19 protein-coding genes and 3 tRNA genes are annotated in these 17906 nt (G+C 58.8%); 10 read left to right on the top strand and 12 right to left on the bottom strand.

Annotation, left to right across the window (positions count from 1 at the left end):
• Positions 1-5 precede the first annotated feature (5 nt).
• Together pknB and crgA are read left to right on the top strand one after the other, a co-directional pair.
• Positions 6-2033, top strand: a complete 2028-nt coding sequence (gene pknB / locus F4V58_RS12000) for a Stk1 family PASTA domain-containing Ser/Thr kinase (protein WP_075732177.1) — start codon at positions 6-8, stop codon at positions 2031-2033.
• 209 nt (positions 2034-2242) lie between these two features.
• Positions 2243-2509 (top strand): cell division protein CrgA, encoded by a 267-nt coding sequence (gene crgA, locus F4V58_RS11995; RefSeq protein WP_075732175.1) that lies wholly within the window; start codon positions 2243-2245, stop codon positions 2507-2509.
• 411 nt (positions 2510-2920) lie between these two features.
• Here the strand turns inward: crgA and F4V58_RS11990 are convergent, their stop codons facing one another.
• The 5 genes from F4V58_RS11990 to F4V58_RS11970 all read right to left on the bottom strand — a co-directional run bounded on the left by F4V58_RS11990 (position 2921) and on the right by F4V58_RS11970 (position 8735).
• Positions 2921-3601, bottom strand: a complete 681-nt coding sequence (locus tag F4V58_RS11990; protein ID WP_075732173.1) for a rhomboid family intramembrane serine protease — start codon at positions 3599-3601, stop codon at positions 2921-2923.
• A 102-nt stretch (positions 3602-3703) separates the two neighbouring features.
• Positions 3704-4225, bottom strand: coding sequence for a peptidylprolyl isomerase (locus tag F4V58_RS11985; protein ID WP_075732172.1), 522 nt, complete (start codon positions 4223-4225; stop codon positions 3704-3706).
• A 68-nt stretch (positions 4226-4293) separates the two neighbouring features.
• The gene (locus tag F4V58_RS11980; protein WP_075732170.1) at positions 4294-5448 is read right to left on the bottom strand and encodes a hypothetical protein; all 1155 of its coding nucleotides are present in this window, start codon (positions 5446-5448) and stop codon (positions 4294-4296) included.
• Between the two features lie 96 nt (positions 5449-5544).
• Complete coding sequence (gene metE / locus F4V58_RS11975; protein ID WP_075732168.1) at positions 5545-7830, bottom strand: 5-methyltetrahydropteroyltriglutamate--homocysteine S-methyltransferase; 2286 nt, start codon at positions 7828-7830, stop codon at positions 5545-5547.
• Positions 7827-8735: a methylenetetrahydrofolate reductase gene (locus tag F4V58_RS11970; RefSeq protein WP_075732166.1), complete on the bottom strand. Its 909-nt coding sequence runs from the start codon at positions 8733-8735 to the stop codon at positions 7827-7829. Before F4V58_RS11970 ends, metE begins: the two co-directional genes overlap by 4 nt.
• A gap of 251 nt (positions 8736-8986) precedes the next feature.
• Between F4V58_RS11970 and F4V58_RS11965 the strand changes: the two genes are divergently transcribed.
• The 4 genes from F4V58_RS11965 to F4V58_RS11950 all read left to right on the top strand — a co-directional run bounded on the left by F4V58_RS11965 (position 8987) and on the right by F4V58_RS11950 (position 11625).
• Positions 8987-9706 (top strand): flagellar basal body-associated FliL family protein, encoded by a 720-nt coding sequence (locus F4V58_RS11965; protein ID WP_075732164.1) that lies wholly within the window; start codon positions 8987-8989, stop codon positions 9704-9706.
• Between the two features lie 139 nt (positions 9707-9845).
• On the top strand, positions 9846-10049 hold the full coding sequence (locus F4V58_RS11960; protein ID WP_075732162.1) for a hypothetical protein: 204 nt from the start codon (positions 9846-9848) through the stop codon (positions 10047-10049).
• Between the two features lie 67 nt (positions 10050-10116).
• Positions 10117-10629, top strand: coding sequence for a GNAT family N-acetyltransferase (locus F4V58_RS11955; protein WP_075732160.1), 513 nt, complete (start codon positions 10117-10119; stop codon positions 10627-10629).
• A 111-nt stretch (positions 10630-10740) separates the two neighbouring features.
• Positions 10741-11625 carry a polysaccharide deacetylase family protein gene (locus tag F4V58_RS11950; protein ID WP_075732158.1) on the top strand — a complete coding sequence of 295 codons (885 nt, stop codon included), beginning with the start codon at positions 10741-10743 and terminating at the stop codon, positions 11623-11625.
• A 112-nt stretch (positions 11626-11737) separates the two neighbouring features.
• Here F4V58_RS11950 and F4V58_RS11945 read toward each other — a convergent pair whose 3' ends face one another.
• The 7 genes from F4V58_RS11945 to gyrA all read right to left on the bottom strand — a co-directional run bounded on the left by F4V58_RS11945 (position 11738) and on the right by gyrA (position 16440).
• Complete coding sequence (locus F4V58_RS11945) at positions 11738-12208, bottom strand: MarR family winged helix-turn-helix transcriptional regulator (RefSeq protein WP_075732156.1); 471 nt, start codon at positions 12206-12208, stop codon at positions 11738-11740.
• Between the two features lie 323 nt (positions 12209-12531).
• A tRNA-Ala gene (locus tag F4V58_RS11940) sits at positions 12532-12604 on the bottom strand.
• A gap of 119 nt (positions 12605-12723) precedes the next feature.
• On the bottom strand, positions 12724-12909 hold the full coding sequence (locus F4V58_RS11935; protein WP_075732154.1) for a hypothetical protein: 186 nt from the start codon (positions 12907-12909) through the stop codon (positions 12724-12726).
• 296 nt (positions 12910-13205) lie between these two features.
• Positions 13206-13278: transfer RNA gene (locus F4V58_RS11930), tRNA-Ala, on the bottom strand.
• A gap of 10 nt (positions 13279-13288) precedes the next feature.
• Positions 13289-13365 (bottom strand) — tRNA-Ile (locus F4V58_RS11925).
• A gap of 69 nt (positions 13366-13434) precedes the next feature.
• Positions 13435-13773 carry a DUF3566 domain-containing protein gene (locus F4V58_RS11920; RefSeq protein ID WP_075732152.1) on the bottom strand — a complete coding sequence of 113 codons (339 nt, stop codon included), beginning with the start codon at positions 13771-13773 and terminating at the stop codon, positions 13435-13437.
• A gap of 3 nt (positions 13774-13776) precedes the next feature.
• Positions 13777-16440 (bottom strand): DNA gyrase subunit A, encoded by a 2664-nt coding sequence (gene gyrA, locus F4V58_RS11915; protein WP_084559598.1) that lies wholly within the window; start codon positions 16438-16440, stop codon positions 13777-13779.
• Positions 16441-16508: 68 nt separating this feature from the next.
• Between gyrA and F4V58_RS11910 the strand changes: the two genes are divergently transcribed.
• The 4 genes from F4V58_RS11910 to F4V58_RS11895 are packed head-to-tail and all read left to right on the top strand — an operon-like array spanning position 16509 to position 17905.
• Positions 16509-16724: a CopG family transcriptional regulator gene (locus F4V58_RS11910; RefSeq protein WP_075732150.1), complete on the top strand. Its 216-nt coding sequence runs from the start codon at positions 16509-16511 to the stop codon at positions 16722-16724.
• Positions 16725-16756: 32 nt separating this feature from the next.
• Positions 16757-17017 carry a cell filamentation protein Fic gene (locus F4V58_RS11905; protein ID WP_075732148.1) on the top strand — a complete coding sequence of 87 codons (261 nt, stop codon included), beginning with the start codon at positions 16757-16759 and terminating at the stop codon, positions 17015-17017.
• Positions 17018-17028: 11 nt separating this feature from the next.
• Positions 17029-17475 (top strand): hypothetical protein, encoded by a 447-nt coding sequence (locus F4V58_RS11900; RefSeq protein WP_075732146.1) that lies wholly within the window; start codon positions 17029-17031, stop codon positions 17473-17475.
• The gene (locus tag F4V58_RS11895; protein ID WP_075732144.1) at positions 17468-17905 is read left to right on the top strand and encodes a DUF6918 family protein; all 438 of its coding nucleotides are present in this window, start codon (positions 17468-17470) and stop codon (positions 17903-17905) included. Before F4V58_RS11900 ends, F4V58_RS11895 begins: the two co-directional genes overlap by 8 nt.
• The last annotated feature ends 1 nt before the right edge of the window (position 17906 follow it).

The following is a 17906-nucleotide window of genomic DNA, read 5'->3' as shown; positions in this document are numbered from 1 at the left end:
CATAAATGCTTAGCGACCGCTACAAACTAGGAGGCGTCATCGGCTCGGGCGGAATGTCTGAAGTTTATGCCGCCCAAGACACTAGCCTGGGCCGCGACGTGGCCATTAAGATGCTGCGCCCCGAGATGGCGCGCGACGTTGGCTTCCGGGAGCGCTTCCGCCGTGAGGCGCAGAATTCGGCGCGCCTTAACCACCCCAATATCGTCGCTGTTTACGACACCGGTGAGACGGAAAGGGAAGGAATCTCAGTTCCCTACATTGTCATGGAACGCGTGCATGGAAGCACGCTCCGCGACTTGGTTCGGGAAGACGGGCCGCTGGGAATAGAGGAAGCTGCGGAGATCCTGGCACCGGTGTGCAGCGCCCTGCAGTCCTCCCACGAGGCAGGAATTATCCACCGGGACATCAAGCCCGCCAACATCATGCTGACCAATACCGGTCAGGTAAAGGTCATGGACTTCGGTATCGCTCGGGCGCTGGATGACTCTACCGCCGCCATGACTCAGACGTCCGCGGTTATTGGCACCGCGCAATACCTCTCCCCGGAACAGGCCCGCGGCAAGGCCGCCGACGCCCGCTCGGACGTCTACGCCCTCGGATGCGTCCTGTATGAAGCCATTGCCGGCCGCACCCCCTTTGAAGGCGAAACCCCGTTTGCAGTGGCGTATCAACATGTCCAAGAAGACCCGGTGCCGCCAAGCCAATTTATCGAAGGTCTTAATTCCAACCAGCGGGTAAACATCGATGCGGTTGTGCTCACGGCCATGGCCAAGCACCCCGCTGACCGCTACCAATCGGCGTGGGAGATGGGCGAAGACCTGGGCCGGCTAGGCAGGGGTTCTGTCACCCAAGCCGCGCAGGCTCACGTTTCCCCTGACCCAACCAGGCCCGCACCGATGGCTAGCGACGCCACCCACACCATGGCAAAGCAGCCCGCACCAAATCCAGTTCCCGTGGCCCCTGCAGCCCCAGCCGCCGCGCCGGTAGCCCCGGCAGCTGCCGCACCCGTGGCGGGTCCTCCCCTGCGTGAGGAAGAGGAAGGTTCCAAACTTAAATGGCTGGCCGCCCTCCTGGCGAGCATCTTGATTATTGCCATCGCCTTTTTTGCCTGGGACTTCTACAACAGTTCCCAGGACATTGAGGAACAACAAAAACAGCGCCTCCAGGAGCAACAGCAAGCCGCCAACATGGTGACCATCCCGAAGGTTGCTGACCGCGACCGCCAGGAAGTGGTTGAGGAACTGGAAAAGATGGAACTCCTGGTACAAATCAACCAGGAGTCCAGCCCGGACATCAAACGCAACAAGGTCATACGTATCAATCCCGCCGAAGGATCCGAGGTCCAGAAAAAGTCCACAGTGATCCTCACGGTCTCCTCCGGCAAGGCCGTCACCGAAGTCCCCGAAATCTTGGGCTTGAGCCTGGATGAGGCCGCCAAGAAACTTGAGGCCGAAGGTCTAGAACTAGACAGCAACATCAAGGAGGAAAACGACAGCAACGCCCCAGCAGGGGAAATTATCGCTCAGACCCCTGTGGGTGGCTCGCAGCTATCCCAGGGCTCCAAGGTCCGCGTGACTATTTCCAAGGGCGCTAACAAGGTGCGCGTTGCCCGGGTCCAGGGCATGGACCTCCAAGACGCCCGCAACACCCTTGAATCCCAGGGTCTGGAAGTCAGCTTCAACCTGGTGGACTCTGAGAAGCCCGAGAACCAGGTCCTCTCCGTGAGCAACCAAGGTGAAGAGGTCAGGGAAGGCCAGGTTGTTACCCTGGAAGTCTCCAACGGAATGCTCATCCAGGCCCCGGAACTAGTGCGCATGACCGAAGTCCGGGCGCGCAAAGTGCTCACCGATCTGGGCTGGACCGGCAACTTCAAGATAGGGCCCACCGTGGATACCCCGGTGCCAACGGACAGTGGCCTCATTGCCTGGGCCTCCACCTCCGGCGGGAATATCATCCGCAAGGACCAAGACATTGATATCCGCAAGTGGGAGCTTTTGTCCCTAGGTGAAGCCCTTAATAACCTAACCGGCTAACCCAGGCCGGGCCAGCCCGGGGCTGGCCCGGCTGGCCCGGCTCTAGCAGTAAAAATAGTCCAGCCCGGCCGGCACCAGGGTTTTTCCCGGTGCAGCTGGTACAGTAATTTGCTAGGTAGCAATTTGCTAGGTAGCCCCGGTGCAGCGCTTGACGCGCGCACTCATTAGCATTTTAGAAATTTACAACTAGTAGAAGTTAGAGGTACACCATGCCTAAGTCCAAAATTACCAAGAACCCGGTTCCGGTTTCTTCCTCCAGCACCAACCGCACCCCGGTCAAGATCAATACTGAGGGCACTCCCAAGTGGTACATCGTCCTCATGCTGGCTTTAATGATCCTGGGCCTAGCCTGGATTGTGGTCAATTACCTGGCCGGCCAGGACATTGCCTTGATGCGTGAGCTGGGTGCCTGGAACTACCTCATCGGCTTCGGCCTAGCCATCATCGGGCTGCTGATGACTATGGGTTGGCGCTAACCCTTTCTCTCCGCCCGTAGAACCGCCCTGCCCGCCTGGTTTGACCCAGGCGGGCATTTTTGTGCCTTGTTAAAGCCAACCCCGCCCTGCGTGCCGCCCGGCTACCGCCGCAGTGCCGGCGGGTGGGGCGTGAGTGACTGGTGAAATTATCCACCCGGTGATCAAAGTTATCCACAGGCTGTGGGATTCTCTGTAGAATTTCACTATCCCCAGGTTTGTTCACAGGCTGTGGATAACTAATTTCCCCATTAACACAGGGGGTGAATTACATGTTCTTTAGCGCCATACGGTGGGTGAACTGGCAAAACTCCGATAAAACGTGCGATGAATTACAGGAATGTGGTTATCCACAATGTGGATAACTACTGTGGATAACTTTCGCACATGTGAGCGCGTGGATAACTTGGGCAGTTATCCCCAAAGCCCTGCGCCAAGGGCTACCGCACCCACGCTGGTCAACACAACGCCCACCACAGCAATCCAGCGCGCGGTCTGATGGGGAAGGCTCAACGCACCCAGCAAAATCACCCCGGTCACCAACCCGCCAACGTGGCCCCACAGGGAAACTCCCGGACTCATGAAGGTGTACGCCAGGTTGGCCAGGATGAGGGCCAGCGGTGCCCGCAAATTGAGCCGCTGTTTCCGGTAGACACCCACGAGCAAGACCATCATGGCGTACAGCGCGCCGGAGGCACCCACGGTGGGGGTGTCAAAGTCCTGGGCCAACACGGCTGCGGCGGAGCCCAAACCACCCGCCAGGTAGGACAGCGCATAAAGGCCGGCGCCATAGGCGCGTTCTACTTCCCGGCCCACGAAGACCAGCATTAACACATTCATCATCAGGTGACTGGCATCAAGGTGCATGAACATCGCGCCTAGGGGACGGGCGTAGCCGCCGTCAGCGACCAAAGGCCCCAGCAAGGTCCAGTCATGGGCCAGGGACGAGCCGTAATAGCTGTTGGACAGGGACAGTGACTGCACGGCGGTAGCGGTCCAGGCGGCTATGCAGGCCAACACGATAACGCCGGTCACGGGTGCCACGGACAAGTAGCTACGGCCCCACTGGGAAAAAGTCAAGGGTTGAGGATTCATTTTTGGCTTTCTTTTCTAGCAAAATCTGCCAACTAGCACGGTATAAAAACTGACAACGCCCGCGTTAGCATTGCTGCAACGCGGGCGTATGAAGTGGTGCCTTTAGGCGATGTCGATGGACTCGATGACCACGTCTTCAACCGGACGGTCACCGAAGCCGGTGCGGAGCTTGGCAATCTTAGAAACTACCTGCTGGGACTCAGCGTCCGTGACCTCACCGAAAATGGTGTGATGGTTGTTGAGGTGAGGCGTTGGTGCCACGGTGATGAAGAACTGGGAACCGTTGGTGCCTGGGCCGGCATTAGCCATAGCCAACAGGAATGGGCGGTCGAACTGCAGTTCTGGGTGGAACTCATCCTGGAACTGGTAGCCAGGTCCGCCGGTACCGGTGCCGGTGGGGTCACCGCCTTGGATCATGAAGCCGTCGATGATGCGGTGGAAGATGGCTCCGTCGTAGAAGGGGCCGGTCTGCTCACCCTTGGCGTTTTGGGTGCGGTATTCCTTGTCACCCTTAGCCAAGCCGATGAAGTTCTCCACGGTAACCGGTGCGTGGTTGCCGAACAGGTCGATGACAATGTCACCGTGATTGGTGTGCATAGTTGCAGTTGCGGTCTTTTGAGTCATGGTTCCTATCATAAAGAATTAAGTGGCGGCGCGCTGTAAGCAACGCCTTTGCTGTTAGCGATCACGCTCTACTTCCACGGATCCAGGTCCGTGGGCCAGCGGGAGGTGTCAATCAATTCCGCCGGGGCCATGCCAAGTTGCTTGACACTGAGCGTGAACGTGAAACTGCTATCGGAGATTCGCACCTTATCACCTCTGGTATCAATGGTGAGGTTTTCAATCCGAGTGACGGCCTCATCAGCCACCCGGGTTTCGCCAATAGCGGAATCCGGGCTGAGGTTATCAGTGTAAAACGCGTAGGGCATGGAAAAATGCATGGTCACGGCGTTGTGAACGGGGGCTTCCGGGTCATTGCGAAGACCGGCAATAGCACTGTTTGTTTCAGTGTTGGCAAACACCGGTTCCGGCGCCAGGCAACTCAGTGAATCCGCTAAGTCCGGGACATAGGAGGTCACAGCCGTACACCGCAGGTGGGTAGTGCCCATGGGAATGATGATGAACCTTCCAAAACCGGGCTCTTGGTGGTCAAAGGGCGTGTGATTGACGTTGCCATGCGGCCTTTGCACCCCGCTGTCACCGGGAGGTGGGAAGCGCGTGAAGTCAGTAAAAGCCTGCGCGGAGTCCACGTTCTTACCGTGCTGGACAACTGCGTGCGGGCTCAGTTCGTAGGTGACACCGGGATCCCCGGCAGCGGCGCTTGTCACCACGGCTTTAGAGCCCATAAGCTTCACGCTGTCAATCTCGGTTACGCCGGGGATCCGCTGCTCTTGGATAAGATGTTCACCGGCAAAGAAGATGGGAAACTCCACCTTTTCTAGACTTCCGAACTCATTTACCGCCTCCACGGTGATGAAGGAATACTGCGCGCACGGGTCAAAGTGGTTATCCAGGACACTGGAATAACCAAAGCTCTTATTCACCCCGGGGCCTATGTCCACCGGCAGCGTGCCCATTGCGCCCCAGAGTCCAAATTCCGTTTCCATCAGATCTAGCTCCGGGTTGGCGCACTTTTTCTCCGGTGCCTTAGTAGAAGAGGTTGCGGAAGAAGCGCTGGTAGAAGCCGTTGTGGCTACCCCACTGGAGACGGTCGCGGAGGCAGAAGCTGTCGCGGAGGCGGAGGCGGCCCCAGGAGCGGAACTTGCCTCGGGTGCAGATTGCTGGCTGTTGCCACAGCTGGCCAGGACCAGCCCGGCGGCGGCCACAAGGACGGGAAGGGTGCGCATATAGACTCCTCAGAAATTAACCCACTGAAATAGATAACAAAACAAGTATAGTGCGGTGCCTGGACATCCAGACACCGCACTAGCTAGGAGGATCTTTTATAAACTTGCCGCTACTTCGTCGCGCGCTAGCACCATGTTGCGCAGCGCGGCCTCTGTCTCCGCGTAACCGCGGGTCTTCAGCCCGCAGTCCGGGTTTATCCACAGCCTGTCAGCCGGGAAGTTCTTCAGCGCGGCGCGGATGAGCTCCGCCTGCTCCGCCACCGAAGGCACGCGTGGGGAATGGATGTCGTAGATACCAGGACCCAGCTCGGAGTGGAAGCGGTCATCAATATCTGCCAACAGCTCCATGCGGGAGCGGGCGGCCTCAATCGAGGTGACATCAGCATCCAGACCCGCCACGGCGTCGATGATCTGCCCAAACTCGGAGTAGCACAGGTGGGTATGGATCTGAGTCTCAGGGCGCGCTTCCAAGGAGACAAGGCGGAAGGAACGCACGGCCCAATCAAGGTACTCCTGGCGGTCCTCCTCGCGCAGCGGCAACAACTCACGCAACGCGGGCTCATCGATCTGGATGATCTTGATGCCGGCTTCTTCCAAGTCGCGGACCTCATCCGCCAGGGCCACACCCAACTGATCAGCGGAGACAGACTGGTGTACGTCATCACGCACGAAGGACCAGGCCAAGATGGTGACCGGGCCGGTGAGCATGCCCTTGACGTGCTTGTCGGAGAGGGACTGGGCGTACTTTGCCCACTCCACCGTCATGGCCTCCGGGCGGGAGATGTCGCCCACCACAATGGGCGGGCGGGTGCAACGGGAGCCATAAGACTGAACCCAGCCGTTTTCGGTAACCACAAAGCCATCCAGGAGTTCCGCGAAGTACTGCACCATGTCGTTACGTTCCGGCTCACCGTGAACTAGAACGTCCAGGCCTAGGCGCTCTTGCAGTTCGATGACGGATTTGACCTCGGCGCGAAGTGCGTCTTGGTAGTCAGCGTCCCCTAGCTCGCCGGTGCGGTGGGCCGCACGAGCCGCGCGAATCTCCGGGGTCTGGGGGAAGGATCCAATGGTCGTGGTAGGCAGCTTGGGCAGGTCCAACGCCTCTTGTGCTTTTTGGCGGCCTGCAAACTCTGGCTGGCGTTGCACCTGACCCTCCGGCAGGGCCCCGGTGCGGGATTGCACGGCCTCATTGTGGGAGCGCGCGGACTCCGCGCGGGTGCGCACGGCGCGGTCAGATTTAGCATAGGCCTCCGATGCATCCAGTGGCCCAGCAGCCAAAGCCACTACCTCAGCTACCTTTTCATCCGCGAAGGAGAACCAGGTGGCCACGTCCACCGGCAAGTGGGTTTCCGCGTCCACGGTGTGTGGGACGTGCTGAAGCGACACGGAAGTAGATACGGAAACCCCGCCCGGGGCGGTGCCTGCGCTTAAGGTTCCGAACTTCTCACGCAAGTCGCGCAGGTTGGCCGCCCACACGTTGCGGCCGTCCACCAGGCCGGCAACCAGGTGCTTGACTGGGAGGTTCTTGACGGTGTCCAGGTAGCCCTCCGTGAGGGCCAGGGTGCCCACGGAGAGATCCACGTGGAGCGCGTCAACACCCTTTCCACCTGCGGTAGCCAGGGCCTTAAGCCCCTTTCGGGCGGAACCGTATGGGGTGGTGACGTAGAGCTGCGGGCGGTTTTCCACGGCGAGGAGTGCGGAGTAGGCGGAGGTAGCGGCATCGGCAAGCTCTGTGTCCGTTGCCACAGCCAAATCTGCAACCAAGGCGGGCTCTGCCAGCTGTAGCCACTCCACGCCAGCTTCCGCCAGTGCCTCCAGGATGGCTTTATAGGACTCCACCAGCGCGTCGAGGTGATCCAGCGGTGCCGTCTTCGCATCCAACGCCGGCTTAGCCAGCGCCAGCAAGGTTACCGGGCCCACCAGGACGGGGCGCACGGTATGGCCGGCCTGCTTGGCCTCTTCCACGATGTCCAGCACGCGCTGCGGGTTGGGGGTGAAACTTTGATCATCGGCGATTTCGGGAACAATGTAGTGGTAGTTGGTATCAAACCACTTAGTCATCTCCAATGCCGGGGTGTCCTTGGTACCGCGCGCAAGATCAAACTCCGCCTGCAGCGAGTCCGCCTGCAGGGTGCCCACGGTCAGGGAAGTCTCCAGGACCTGGTCGTAGTAAGCCACGTCCGCTGGAATGGAGTAGTCCTCTTTCAGGCCCGCATCCTGTAGACGGTTGTAGGTGTCCACGCGCAACGAGTGCGCGGCGGAGCGGAAAGTCTCCTCGTCAATACGGCCGGCCCAGAAGGCCTCCAGCGCGCGCTTGAGCTCACGGTTAGCGCCTATGCGTGGGTAGCCCTCAATAGTGGCTGTGGGGAAATTAGTGGTCATGGTTGTGCAATTCCAATTCTGTTTAGCAGGTTGACCGTTAAGTCGGGGTTGTTGTGGGTATAGATATGCAGTGCGCCGGCGCCGCCGCCTAAGCAGGTACGCGCCAGCTGGGCGGTGAGTTCTAAGCCGGAGTCCGGGTCATTGCCCAGCCTCTCCAACAAGTGAACCGGGGTGGGCAGGCCGGAGAACTTAGCCATACGCTCCAGCTTGGCCGGAGTGGAAAAGGGCATGATTCCCGGGATCAGGGGCATTCGCACCCCGGCCAGCTGAGCGCGCTGTTTAAAGCGCAGGAAATCTTCCGCATCAAAGAACAACTGGCTAATTGCCAGGTCCGCCCCCAGCCGCTGCTTGGCCAAAAGGACATCAAAATCCTCGTCCGGGGAGGCGGATTCCTCATGCCCACAGGGGTAGCAGGCAACACCCACTGCCAGGCGCCCGGCGGCAAAGCGGGCGGCTTGGCCGCGCTCCACGTCGCGGATGAGGTTGATTAAGTCCGTTGCGTGCGGCAGATAACCCGCCGGCATACCCTCCGCGGGGAGGTCGCCGCGTAGGGCCAGCAGCCCGCGCACGCCGGAGTCCACCAGCCGGTTTATCCAGTAGGTAAGTTCCTGCGGGTTGCCTGCAGTACACGCCAGGTGGGCTAGGGGGCGCATGGTGGTGCGCTGGCTAATCTTCTCAATGAAGGCGGCGGTGCCTTCCAGCCAGCCGGAGCGCTTGGAGGAAGTCACGGCAATATAGTCCGGGTTATATGCGGCCAGGGTATCAATGAGGCGGTCTACTTTGGCGGCGTCGGCGTCGTGGCGGGGCGGGATGACTTCAAAAGACAGTGCGGTACGTTGCAACGGTACTGTGGGTTGCGCATCAAAGTAATCTAAGGGCACTGACGCGGATAAACGCGGGGTCATCTCCGACCTCCTTCCTATATTTTGCTAACACGCAGAATATACCAAGCGGTCTATAGATCCGGGAAGGCCACGATTTCGCCAGTGGTTGGCGGGAGTCCAATAAGCTGGGGATTCCCGACCGTCATTTAATGAATATATTTTCAGTCTGGCCATACCAAGCGGTCTATTTATACCGATTTTGGCAGCGGTGCCGGTGTCTATGACGTATCCTGGAAAACTAACAACATCCCCACATTGAAGGAGCTATAAAAATGAACCCTATGATGCTGAAACTAGGCTTTAACACCACCAAGTCCCTGTGGTCTAAATTCAACGAAAACCGCGAAGAAAAGATGCGTAAGGCTTATGACGAATTAGAAGCCGCCGCTCGCGACGCCGCTGATGCCGCACAGGACACCGACCTGTTCCCCCGCTCCCGCAAAGAAGCTGGCCGCGTTACCCAAGCCGCCCACAACCGCCTGGAACGCGCACTAGAAGAGTTCTCATCCTTCCGCGATGACGCCGCTGACCGCTTTAGCGACGAATGGGAAGACGCCCGCAAGGACGGCTCTAAGCTGTGGAAGAAAGGCCGCAAGGAAGGCCGTAAAGCCGCCAAGCGTGGCTCCAAGCGGGCAGACAAGCTCCGCGCCGCAGCGCTGAAGAAACTTGGCAAGGAAGAAAAGTCCAGCAAACTCTGGCCAATCCTGGGCACCCTCACGCTGCTCTCCGCGATTGGCGCGGGCATCTACTACTTCTTCCTCCGCGACGTTATTGAAAAGGAACAGCCCTCCACCAAACCCCCGCGCGTGGAAGAGTTCAGCTCTGACGCAGATAACGTAGAAGGCTCCCACCTGGTCTACACCTCCACCTCCGAAGGCTCCGGTTTCACCGAAACCACTCCAGAAGAGGGTCTCAAGGAACGCGATGAAGAGCTCCTAGACTCCCTAGATGAGCAGCTAGCAAAGCACCGTCTGGACAAAGACAAGAACTAACCTACCGCGCCTGGTTAAGCCCTCACCCCCTTTCGGGAGTGGGGGCTATAATCTGCCGTATGGGAATGTTGCATTTATCCCCCATCCGGTGGTTTCATTAACGGCGTTAAATTTTTGAAACCGGCTAGAGGAGAAAAACATGGCGCTAGAACGTCTCACAGTTAAACTGCACGACGGAGCCGTGTTCTACTTCAACGCCGGCGCAGCGCTGGGTGACCCCTCTTCCCGCCTTGACTTACTCCGGGACGCCGTAGACACTGACTCCCTTTTCCGCTCCCCGGACATCAACGGCAATATGCGCCAGTTCCTTGGCTCCGAAGTCTCCAACTACCACTTGGACTAACCCCAAACCGCTGCGGCCTGATGAGATCTAACTCACTAATAGCTATCAACCGGTATGATGGACAGGCATGACTGATTTTCAAGAAACCCACGAAACCGAAGAAACCTCGATCCAACTGCGTGCCACCTCCGAATCCGACCGCACCTACATTGCTCGTTTGAACTTCCTCACGGAAGTTTTTGGGGATGAAACCGCGCCCACCGGAGATAACTTTGGCAAAGACTCCGTCTATTACATGGAGCAGTGGACGCCCGAGAACAACGGCTTCATTGCCTGGGATGGCTACGTGCCCGCCGGCGGCGTTTGGCTCCGCCAAGGAACCGCAGACAACCACGGCTGGGGCCACGTCAGTGAAGATATTCCGGAACTAGCCATTGCCGTAGAGTCCCGCTACGAGGGCCAGGGCCTAGGCGGTGCCCTTCTTGATGCCGCTACTGAACTTGCACGCAGCAAAGGAGCACCCGGTATTTCCTTGTGCGTTAATAAGAAGAACGCTCGGGCACACGAGTTGTACAAGCGCATTGGATTCGAAGAAGTCAATGAAACCGACCGCTTCCATATCCTCATGAAACGCTTCTAGTCACACTGGTCTAAAATTTTCACGTGTCAGGTGTGCGTGGAGAGCTTTTTTAAGGCATTCTTTACTGAGTACTTACTTGACTTAGTACTCCCCCTAACGAAAGGCCCAAACATGCATCGCCTCCCCGCCCTCCTTGCCGCCTGCGCTCTCTCCTTTAGCCTGAGCCCAGCCGCGCACGCCGCACCCGCCGCACCCGTGGGAAACCTCTCCAGCAACCTGGGCTCTTCCTCCAACGAAGGGGTCAAAAACGCCTACCGTTCCCTACCCCGCGAAATCCGCGACAACCCACAAATCAAGCAGATTGCCCGGGACCTAGGGATTGTCAGCCCTCCGGCCCCACCCGTCGCGCCGGCCCCGCAAGGCCCGGTTCCCGCGCCCCCACAGCCGCGCCCACGTGCTGGTTGCCCAAATTGCGTAGCACTGACCTATGACGACGGGCCAGTGGCTGATACCAACCGGTTGCTGGATATCCTAGGCGCCAACCGGGTTCACGCCAGCTTCTTCTTGTTGGCCCCAAAGGTCAATGCCCAACCGGGCCTGGTGCGCCGCATGCGCGATTCCGGCCATACGGTTGGCAACCACAGCGTCAGCCACCCGGAGTTGAATAAACTTCACCCCAACCAAGTAGCCGCTGAAATAGCCGGTGGCACCAACGCGATTAACGCCGCTATTGGCACCCGCCCCCGGTGGTTCCGCCCGCCCTACGGCGCCACCAACGGCTCAGTCAACGCCCAAATTGGCAACGCCGGGCAAGCAGTAGCAATGTGGAACGTTGATACCGAGGACTGGCGTACCCGGGACACCAACCAGACCTGTCGCACCGCCGTGGACGGCGCGCGGCCCGGATCTATCGTGTTAATGCACGACATCCACCCGGCAACGGTCAACGCCGCCCAGTGCATCATTGACGGCCTGCGCGCCAAGGGCTTGGAGCCAGTCAGCCTCGATGAGATGATTCCCAACCCCCAGGCCGGCCGCGTCTACAACCAGCGTTAAAAACACACCCTTCCCCAAGCATTAACTAGCTGCACCCCACTCCAAGGGTGCAGCTAGTTGCATTCTTTGGCACCACAGCAGCAGGCCCAGCGACCACGCGAGCCAGATTCAGTTACCTTTCGGCTTCAATCCCCAAAATAATACGATTATTGATCTGCGTGAGCTGCCGCACCTGCGCCTTAGTCAGGCGGTCAATGACTATCCGCCGCGCGGCATCAACGTGGCCCGGGGCCGCCTGCTTGACCTGCTCCCACCCCAGTTCCGTGAGAACCGCAGCGGTGAAACGTCCATCCCGCGCCCCAGTACGGCGCTCCACCCAACCCCTCTTCTCTAGGCGGGTAACCACCTGGCTCAGCCGGGATAAGGACCCGCCGGTGGCTGCACTGAGCTCACTCATGCAGAGCGTGCGCTCGGGCGCCTCCGAGAGATGCGACAACACCGAGTAGTCGTAAAAATTCATCTTCGCGTCACTACGCAACTGCCGGTCCAGTTTGTTAATTAGCTTGAGGTTGACCCGCATCAAGGAAACAAAAGCCGCGAGCTCTTCCTCGTTTAGCCAGTCCACTTCTTTTTGCTCTTTCATAGAGTTCACTTTCCACGTCCTGGAAAAAAGTCTTTACAATTTAAAAAGTACCAGCAATAGAAAAGAAACAATAACTACCGTTCCCAGATGCCCACCGGCGAATATGGGAACCGGCCCTACCGCCGCTTATCCGCAGCACGCACACCACGCATTTGCACACCACGGGGCCGCACACCACGCATTCGCACACCACGGGGCCGCCCGCGCTTCCTTCTTCCCTTTCACCAGCACTGCCATCACCTCTATAGTCCATGACAGGCCGGGGAGATCCGGGGTGCCGGAAGATCCAGCAAACCCGACACCGTGTGGTGCCGGGTTATTTGTGGAGCATAGGAGAATCGAACTCCTGACCTCCTGCTTGCAAAGCAGGTGCTCTACCAATTGAGCTAATGCCCCGCAGGCGTTCACTCTACCCGCAATGCCCGGTAACTTAAAAATTTGACGGCTGCTTCAGCCACGGGCGGCGAGCCTGGAGGCTGAACCAGAGCCAGATCCTACGCCGCCCGCGCCAGGCACTAATCGCGGAAATTTTCATCGCGTTTCTTGCGAGAGTGGAAACGAGGTTCTTCGCGCAGCGCCAGGGGAACTACCGCCACACCCAAGGCAACAGCAATGGGAAGGAACCAAAAGGTCCCGGAGGCAAGCCACAGTACTAAGCCAAGCAATCCACCGGCGATGACACCTGGCACAAGAGTCTTCATGGGCTACCACCCTACCGCAGTCTGCCAATTTCCGAGTCAACAAGAATTAGCGGGGATAGCCACCACCCACAACGCCAACCCGGGAGAGTACTCACCCTCCACAGGGTTAGACCCGGGGAATACCCACTTTCCACAGGGGTTAGTTCCGGGGAATACCCACTTTCCACAGGGGTTAGTTCCGGGGAATCTGCGAAGCTCCCGGCAAGCGCACCAACCCAACCCAACTCTAAGACCCCGGAAATATCCGAAGGGCTGGCAAACAAGAAACCCGGCACCTTGCGGTACCGGGTAAATTGTGGAGCATAGGAGAATCGAACTCCTGACCTCCTGCTTGCAAAGCAGGTGCTCTACCAATTGAGCTAATGCCCCTTTTGTTCCGTGGTGGGCCTAGCAAGAATCGAACTTGCGACCTCATCGTTATCAGCGATGCGCTCTAACCGACTGAGCTATAGGCCCTCAAGCGGAACGAGATGTAACTTTACAACCCGTTCCACTATTTACGCAAATCGCCAGGTCAGGCAGTTACTAGAGGCTGGAAAGCCGGAGGTAAAGGCCACCAAAGAGCTCAACGGTTGCGTTGTAGATGAGCGCCAGGATCGGGCACAGGATGGTAGCCAAAATGGCGGTAACGGCACCCACCAACGCCGTAGCTGACAGCACCATGCCAAACGTGACAGTGACGTCACTTCCCACATCGGTAATCAAGCTATTGACTTGGTCCACGATGCCCGCTTGCTCCAAACCAAACCAGAGCAGGCACACGGCCAGCAGCCAGGCTATGAGCCCAACTACGGAAAACGCCAGACCCACACGAAACGCCGACATCGCTCCTATACGCCTAAGCGTCACGTTGCGCTGCGCCATGATTTATTCCTCACCTTCGGTTTGGTCAGCGCTTTTGACGCCGTTGGCATCAAATTCGCTGGGGTCCGTGGCTTCCACCTGGTCATCCGCTGGCTGTTGATCATCCGCCGGAAGTTCCTCTCCCGCCGGCTTGCTGTCCAAAGGCAGCTGCTCGCTCAAGACCTCTTCTACTGTCTTCTCGCCTTTAGCAACGGCCTCAGCGTTTTCTTCACCGTCTTCTTCCACGTTGCGGTCAATGGCCAGGAGTTCCACCCCGTCAGCCAAGTTGACCAAACGCACGCCCATGGTGGCACGCTGCGATGGCCGGATCTGGTTGACCTCGGTGCGCACCACGCCCCCGGCGGAGGTGATGGCAAAGATCTCATCATCCTCATCCACCGTGACCGCAGCAATGAGCTTGCCGCGCTTTGGCGTGTACTTAAACGTCACTACGCCCAGGCCGCCGCGGCCCTGCTGGGTGTATTCCTCAATGGCGGTGCGCTTGCCGTAGCCACCGGAGGTAGCAACAAGCAGGAACTGGCCGTCGTTGACCACAGACATGGACAGCAGCTGATCATCACCGCGGAAACGCATGCCCTTGACGCCAGCGGTGGCGCGGCCCATGGGGCGCAGCTGGTCATCATCGGCAGTAAAGCGGATAGCCTGGCCTTGTTCGGAGGTCAGCAAGATGTCATCACCCTCGGAGACTAGGGAGGCGCCAATGAGGGAGTCGCCCTCGTTGAGGTTGATAGCAATGAGTCCGGCGGAACGCGCAGACTCGTAATCAGTCAGGCGGGACTTCTTAATCCGGCCCTGCTTGGTAGCTAGGACCAGGTACGGGGCGTCCTCGTAGGAGGAAATCTGGATTACCTGGGCAATCTTTTCCTCCGGCTGGAATTCCAGGAGGTTGGCCACATGCTGGCCGCGGGCGGTACGGCCTGCCTCCGGCAATTCATAAGCCTTCAAGCGGTAGACGCGCCCAAAGTTGGTGAAGAACAAGATCCAGTCATGCGTGGAGCTGACAAAGAAGTTCTTCACAATGTCATCTTGCTTGAGCTCCGCCCCGCGAACGCCCTTGCCGCCGCGCTTTTGTGCCTTATAGGAGTCCACCTTGGTGCGTTTGGCGTAGCCGGTGGCAGTGATGGTCACTACAACGTTTTCACGTGCAATGAGGTCTTCGTCTTTCACGTCTCCGGCGGCGGCCACAATCTGGGTCCGGCGGTCATCACCGTACTTAGTGACAATCTCCGCGAGCTCGGAGCGCACAATCTCGCGCTGGCGCTCGGGGCGAGCCAGGATGTCTTTTAAGTCTGCAATCTTTTCTTCAAGCGCAGCCAGCTCATCGATGATCTTCTGGCGCTCTAGCGCGGCCAGGCGGCGCAGTTGCATGGCCAGGATGGCGTCGGCCTGCAAGTCATCAACGTCAAGCAGGTCTTTCAATCCCTCACGGGCTTCATCTACCGTTGGGGAGCGGCGGATGAGCGCGATGACTTCATCGAGCATGTCCAGCGCCTTGACCAAGCCGCGCAGGATGTGCGCACGGTCCTCAGCCTCTTGCAGGCGGAACTCGGTGCGGCGGACAATGACTTCAATTTGGTGGGTGACGTAATGGCGCAGCATCTGGTCAATACGCAGGGTACGCGGCACGCCGTCCACGATGGAGAGCATGTTGGCACCAAAGGAGGTTTGCAGCTGGGAGTGCTTGTAGAGGTTGTTGAGCACCACGCGTGCCACGGCGTCGCGCTTTAGGGTGATGACAATGCGCATACCCACGCGGTCGGAGGACTCATCATCAATTTTGGAGATACCGGCAATCTTGCCGTTGGCAACCGATTCCGCGATGTTGTGGACCAGGTTGTCGGGGTTGACCTGGTAGGGCAGCTCCGTGATAACAATGGTCTGACGGTTTCCACGTTCCTCAATGGCGGTCACGCCGCGCATGCGGATGGAGCCGCGGCCGGTGGTGTAGGCGTCTTTGATGCCTTGGTCGCCCACGATGAGGCCGGCGGTGGGGAAATCCGGGCCCTTCACGCGCGCCATGCACGCCTCAAGTGCCTCATCCTCAGTGGATTCGAAGTTTTCCAGCAGCCAGTAAATGGCGTCCGCCAGTTCGTTTAAGTTGTGCGGCGGGATGTTGGTGGCCATGCCTACGGCAATACCGCCGGAGCCGTTCATCAACAGGTTTGGCACGCGGGCGGGAAGAACTACGGGTTCTTGGGTTTTGCCGTCGTAGTTTGGGGAGAAATCCACCGTGTTCTCGCGGATGTCGCGGACCATTTCCATGGCCAGCGGCGTCATGCGGCACTCCGTGTAACGCATGGCGGCGGGGCCGTCATTGCCGCGGGAACCAAAGTTGCCCTGGCCGTCTACCAGCGGGTAGCGCATGCTCCACGGCTGGGCCAGGCGGACCAGGGTGTCATAAATAGCGGTGTCGCCGTGGGGGTGGTATTCACCCATGGTATCTGCCACGGGGCGCGCGGACTTCACGTAGGAGCGGTCCGGGCGGTAGCCGTTGTCAAACATCGCGTAGATGATACGGCGGTGGACGGGCTTTAAGCCGTCGCGTACTTCGGGTAGCGCGCGGCCCACAATGACGGACATGGCGTAGTCAATGTAGCTTGACTCCATCTCATCATTGATGTCGATTGGTTCAATGCGGTCAAAAAGACCATCGTTGTTTTCACTCATAACCGTTTATTCTACCGTCTCAGCGTTTTTCCTGGCTCTTAGTGGTATCACAGTGATACCATTTGGGGATGGCAATGACTCTCCGGCTTTCCCCCGAACAAGACCACGCGCTTACCCTCTTGGCGTCCGCCTCCGGTACATCCAAGCACGAGGCCGCCGTGCGCGCCATAGTCCAGGCGGCTGCGCGCACTCTTGCCGATGCCCAGGTGCAGGCCACCGCACGCGAACTACTGCCCGGCCGCAAGCAGCTAGAAGACGAGATCCGCCGCGCGCGGCGCTTCTAACGGGGTAAATGCCCTACTAAGAGGGGAAATAGATGACACCAGAACAGCTATTGCTCGTGGCTCAAGAGTTTTGCGCTGCCTACCGGACTACCGTGCGGGACTATGCGGCTTTGGCTGCGGCCGCAACGGCAAGTACGGCCACCATGGACGGAGTTATGGTCCACGCCAACGCCGAACAGGCGGCAAGCGCTTTGCAGAACGTGTTGGAACGCGTGCCGGCCCTGCGGACTCATAACAAAGAATTCGCCGTCTTTTGCGCAAATGTTTACCGCCAAACCTGTTACACAAGGTAAAGTTGTTACACATGAGACTAAAGAAATTTGCCGCAACCGCCATCGCCGGTGCCGTTTTGACCACCTCGGTGCCCGCCGCCTCCGCCCAAGACTTTGAAACTGACCCCAACTTCGTTCCCGGTACCCAACCCGCAACGTTTACCGGATCCTCGGTCCTGGACGTAGGAATCATTGCTGTTAGCGTTGCCACTGGCTTAAAACTAATTGGTGACAACGTTCCCCCGCTCCGCACCGAAATCGACCGCATTGCGGAACAAATTGGTGCCCAAGGAAGCTCCGGCTCCTCCGTGGATAGCCGTGCCAACGGCGGCCTGGACTTTGACCTTGAACGCCTAGCCCGCAACAACGGCGCCCCCGAACTAGCGGACCAAATAGCCGCCCTCAAGGGCGTATTCGGGCCGCCGCCAGCACCGGCCCCGGCACCGGCACCGGCACCAGCTCCAGCACCCAATGCCTAAACTCGCAGAGCTTTTGAGCCCCGGGAAACGGGAAGCCACCGTAGCTGACATCGCGGCGCTTGCGGAGGACACGGTTGCCAAGCAATCCGGGCTTACCGGTATGGCTATCAAGGGTGCCGTTGGCGCTGCAAAGAAGCTAGATAGCAACATTATCGCCAAAGGCACTAACCGCATGTTGCCGGAGATCCTCGCGGAACTAGAGCCCCTCTGGCAGGAATTCGAGGACTCATCCGCCACCGACTTCGGGGAATTCGTTGTACCCCGGTCTGGCCAGGTGACCAACGCCCTCATGTCCGTTGCTGACCGCCAAGCGGAAACAATTGACGTTGCAGCTCTATCCAAGGCCTACAGGTCCCTACGCGGCCAAGCCACCAAGGTGGTAGAACCCGAGGTCCCGGAACTTGCCAGGATTCTGCACAAGCATATGTAGC

The organism is Corynebacterium phocae (genome assembly GCF_008693075.1).
Classification (GTDB): domain Bacteria; phylum Actinomycetota; class Actinomycetes; order Mycobacteriales; family Mycobacteriaceae; genus Corynebacterium; species Corynebacterium phocae.
This window is presented reverse-complemented; position numbering and strand designations above follow the sequence as displayed.

What these genes read in the sequence shown, in the direction of transcription:
- F4V58_RS11985 (WP_075732172.1), bottom strand. Translation starts at nt 4,225, where the DNA reads ATGACTCAAAAGACCGCAACTGCAACTATGCACACCAATCACGGTGAC.
- F4V58_RS11970 (WP_075732166.1), bottom strand. Translation starts at nt 8,735, where the DNA reads ATGACCCCGCGTTTATCCGCGTCAGTGCCCTTAGATTACTTTGATGCG.
- pknB (WP_075732177.1), top strand. Translation starts at nt 6, where the DNA reads ATGCTTAGCGACCGCTACAAACTAGGAGGCGTCATCGGCTCGGGCGGA.
- F4V58_RS11955 (WP_075732160.1), top strand. Translation starts at nt 10,117, where the DNA reads ATGACTGATTTTCAAGAAACCCACGAAACCGAAGAAACCTCGATCCAA.
- F4V58_RS11950 (WP_075732158.1), top strand. Translation starts at nt 10,741, where the DNA reads ATGCATCGCCTCCCCGCCCTCCTTGCCGCCTGCGCTCTCTCCTTTAGC.
- F4V58_RS11945 (WP_075732156.1), bottom strand. Translation starts at nt 12,208, where the DNA reads ATGAAAGAGCAAAAAGAAGTGGACTGGCTAAACGAGGAAGAGCTCGCG.
- F4V58_RS11935 (WP_075732154.1), bottom strand. Translation starts at nt 12,909, where the DNA reads ATGAAGACTCTTGTGCCAGGTGTCATCGCCGGTGGATTGCTTGGCTTA.
- F4V58_RS11895 (WP_075732144.1), top strand. Translation starts at nt 17,468, where the DNA reads ATGCCTAAACTCGCAGAGCTTTTGAGCCCCGGGAAACGGGAAGCCACC.
- F4V58_RS11960 (WP_075732162.1), top strand. Translation starts at nt 9,846, where the DNA reads ATGGCGCTAGAACGTCTCACAGTTAAACTGCACGACGGAGCCGTGTTC.
- F4V58_RS11920 (WP_075732152.1), bottom strand. Translation starts at nt 13,773, where the DNA reads ATGGCGCAGCGCAACGTGACGCTTAGGCGTATAGGAGCGATGTCGGCG.
- gyrA (WP_084559598.1), bottom strand. Translation starts at nt 16,440, where the DNA reads ATGAGTGAAAACAACGATGGTCTTTTTGACCGCATTGAACCAATCGAC.
- F4V58_RS11910 (WP_075732150.1), top strand. Translation starts at nt 16,509, where the DNA reads ATGGCAATGACTCTCCGGCTTTCCCCCGAACAAGACCACGCGCTTACC.
- F4V58_RS11980 (WP_075732170.1), bottom strand. Translation starts at nt 5,448, where the DNA reads ATGCGCACCCTTCCCGTCCTTGTGGCCGCCGCCGGGCTGGTCCTGGCC.
- crgA (WP_075732175.1), top strand. Translation starts at nt 2,243, where the DNA reads ATGCCTAAGTCCAAAATTACCAAGAACCCGGTTCCGGTTTCTTCCTCC.
- F4V58_RS11965 (WP_075732164.1), top strand. Translation starts at nt 8,987, where the DNA reads ATGAACCCTATGATGCTGAAACTAGGCTTTAACACCACCAAGTCCCTG.
- F4V58_RS11990 (WP_075732173.1), bottom strand. Translation starts at nt 3,601, where the DNA reads ATGAATCCTCAACCCTTGACTTTTTCCCAGTGGGGCCGTAGCTACTTG.
- metE (WP_075732168.1), bottom strand. Translation starts at nt 7,830, where the DNA reads ATGACCACTAATTTCCCCACAGCCACTATTGAGGGCTACCCACGCATA.
- F4V58_RS11905 (WP_075732148.1), top strand. Translation starts at nt 16,757, where the DNA reads ATGACACCAGAACAGCTATTGCTCGTGGCTCAAGAGTTTTGCGCTGCC.
- F4V58_RS11900 (WP_075732146.1), top strand. Translation starts at nt 17,029, where the DNA reads ATGAGACTAAAGAAATTTGCCGCAACCGCCATCGCCGGTGCCGTTTTG.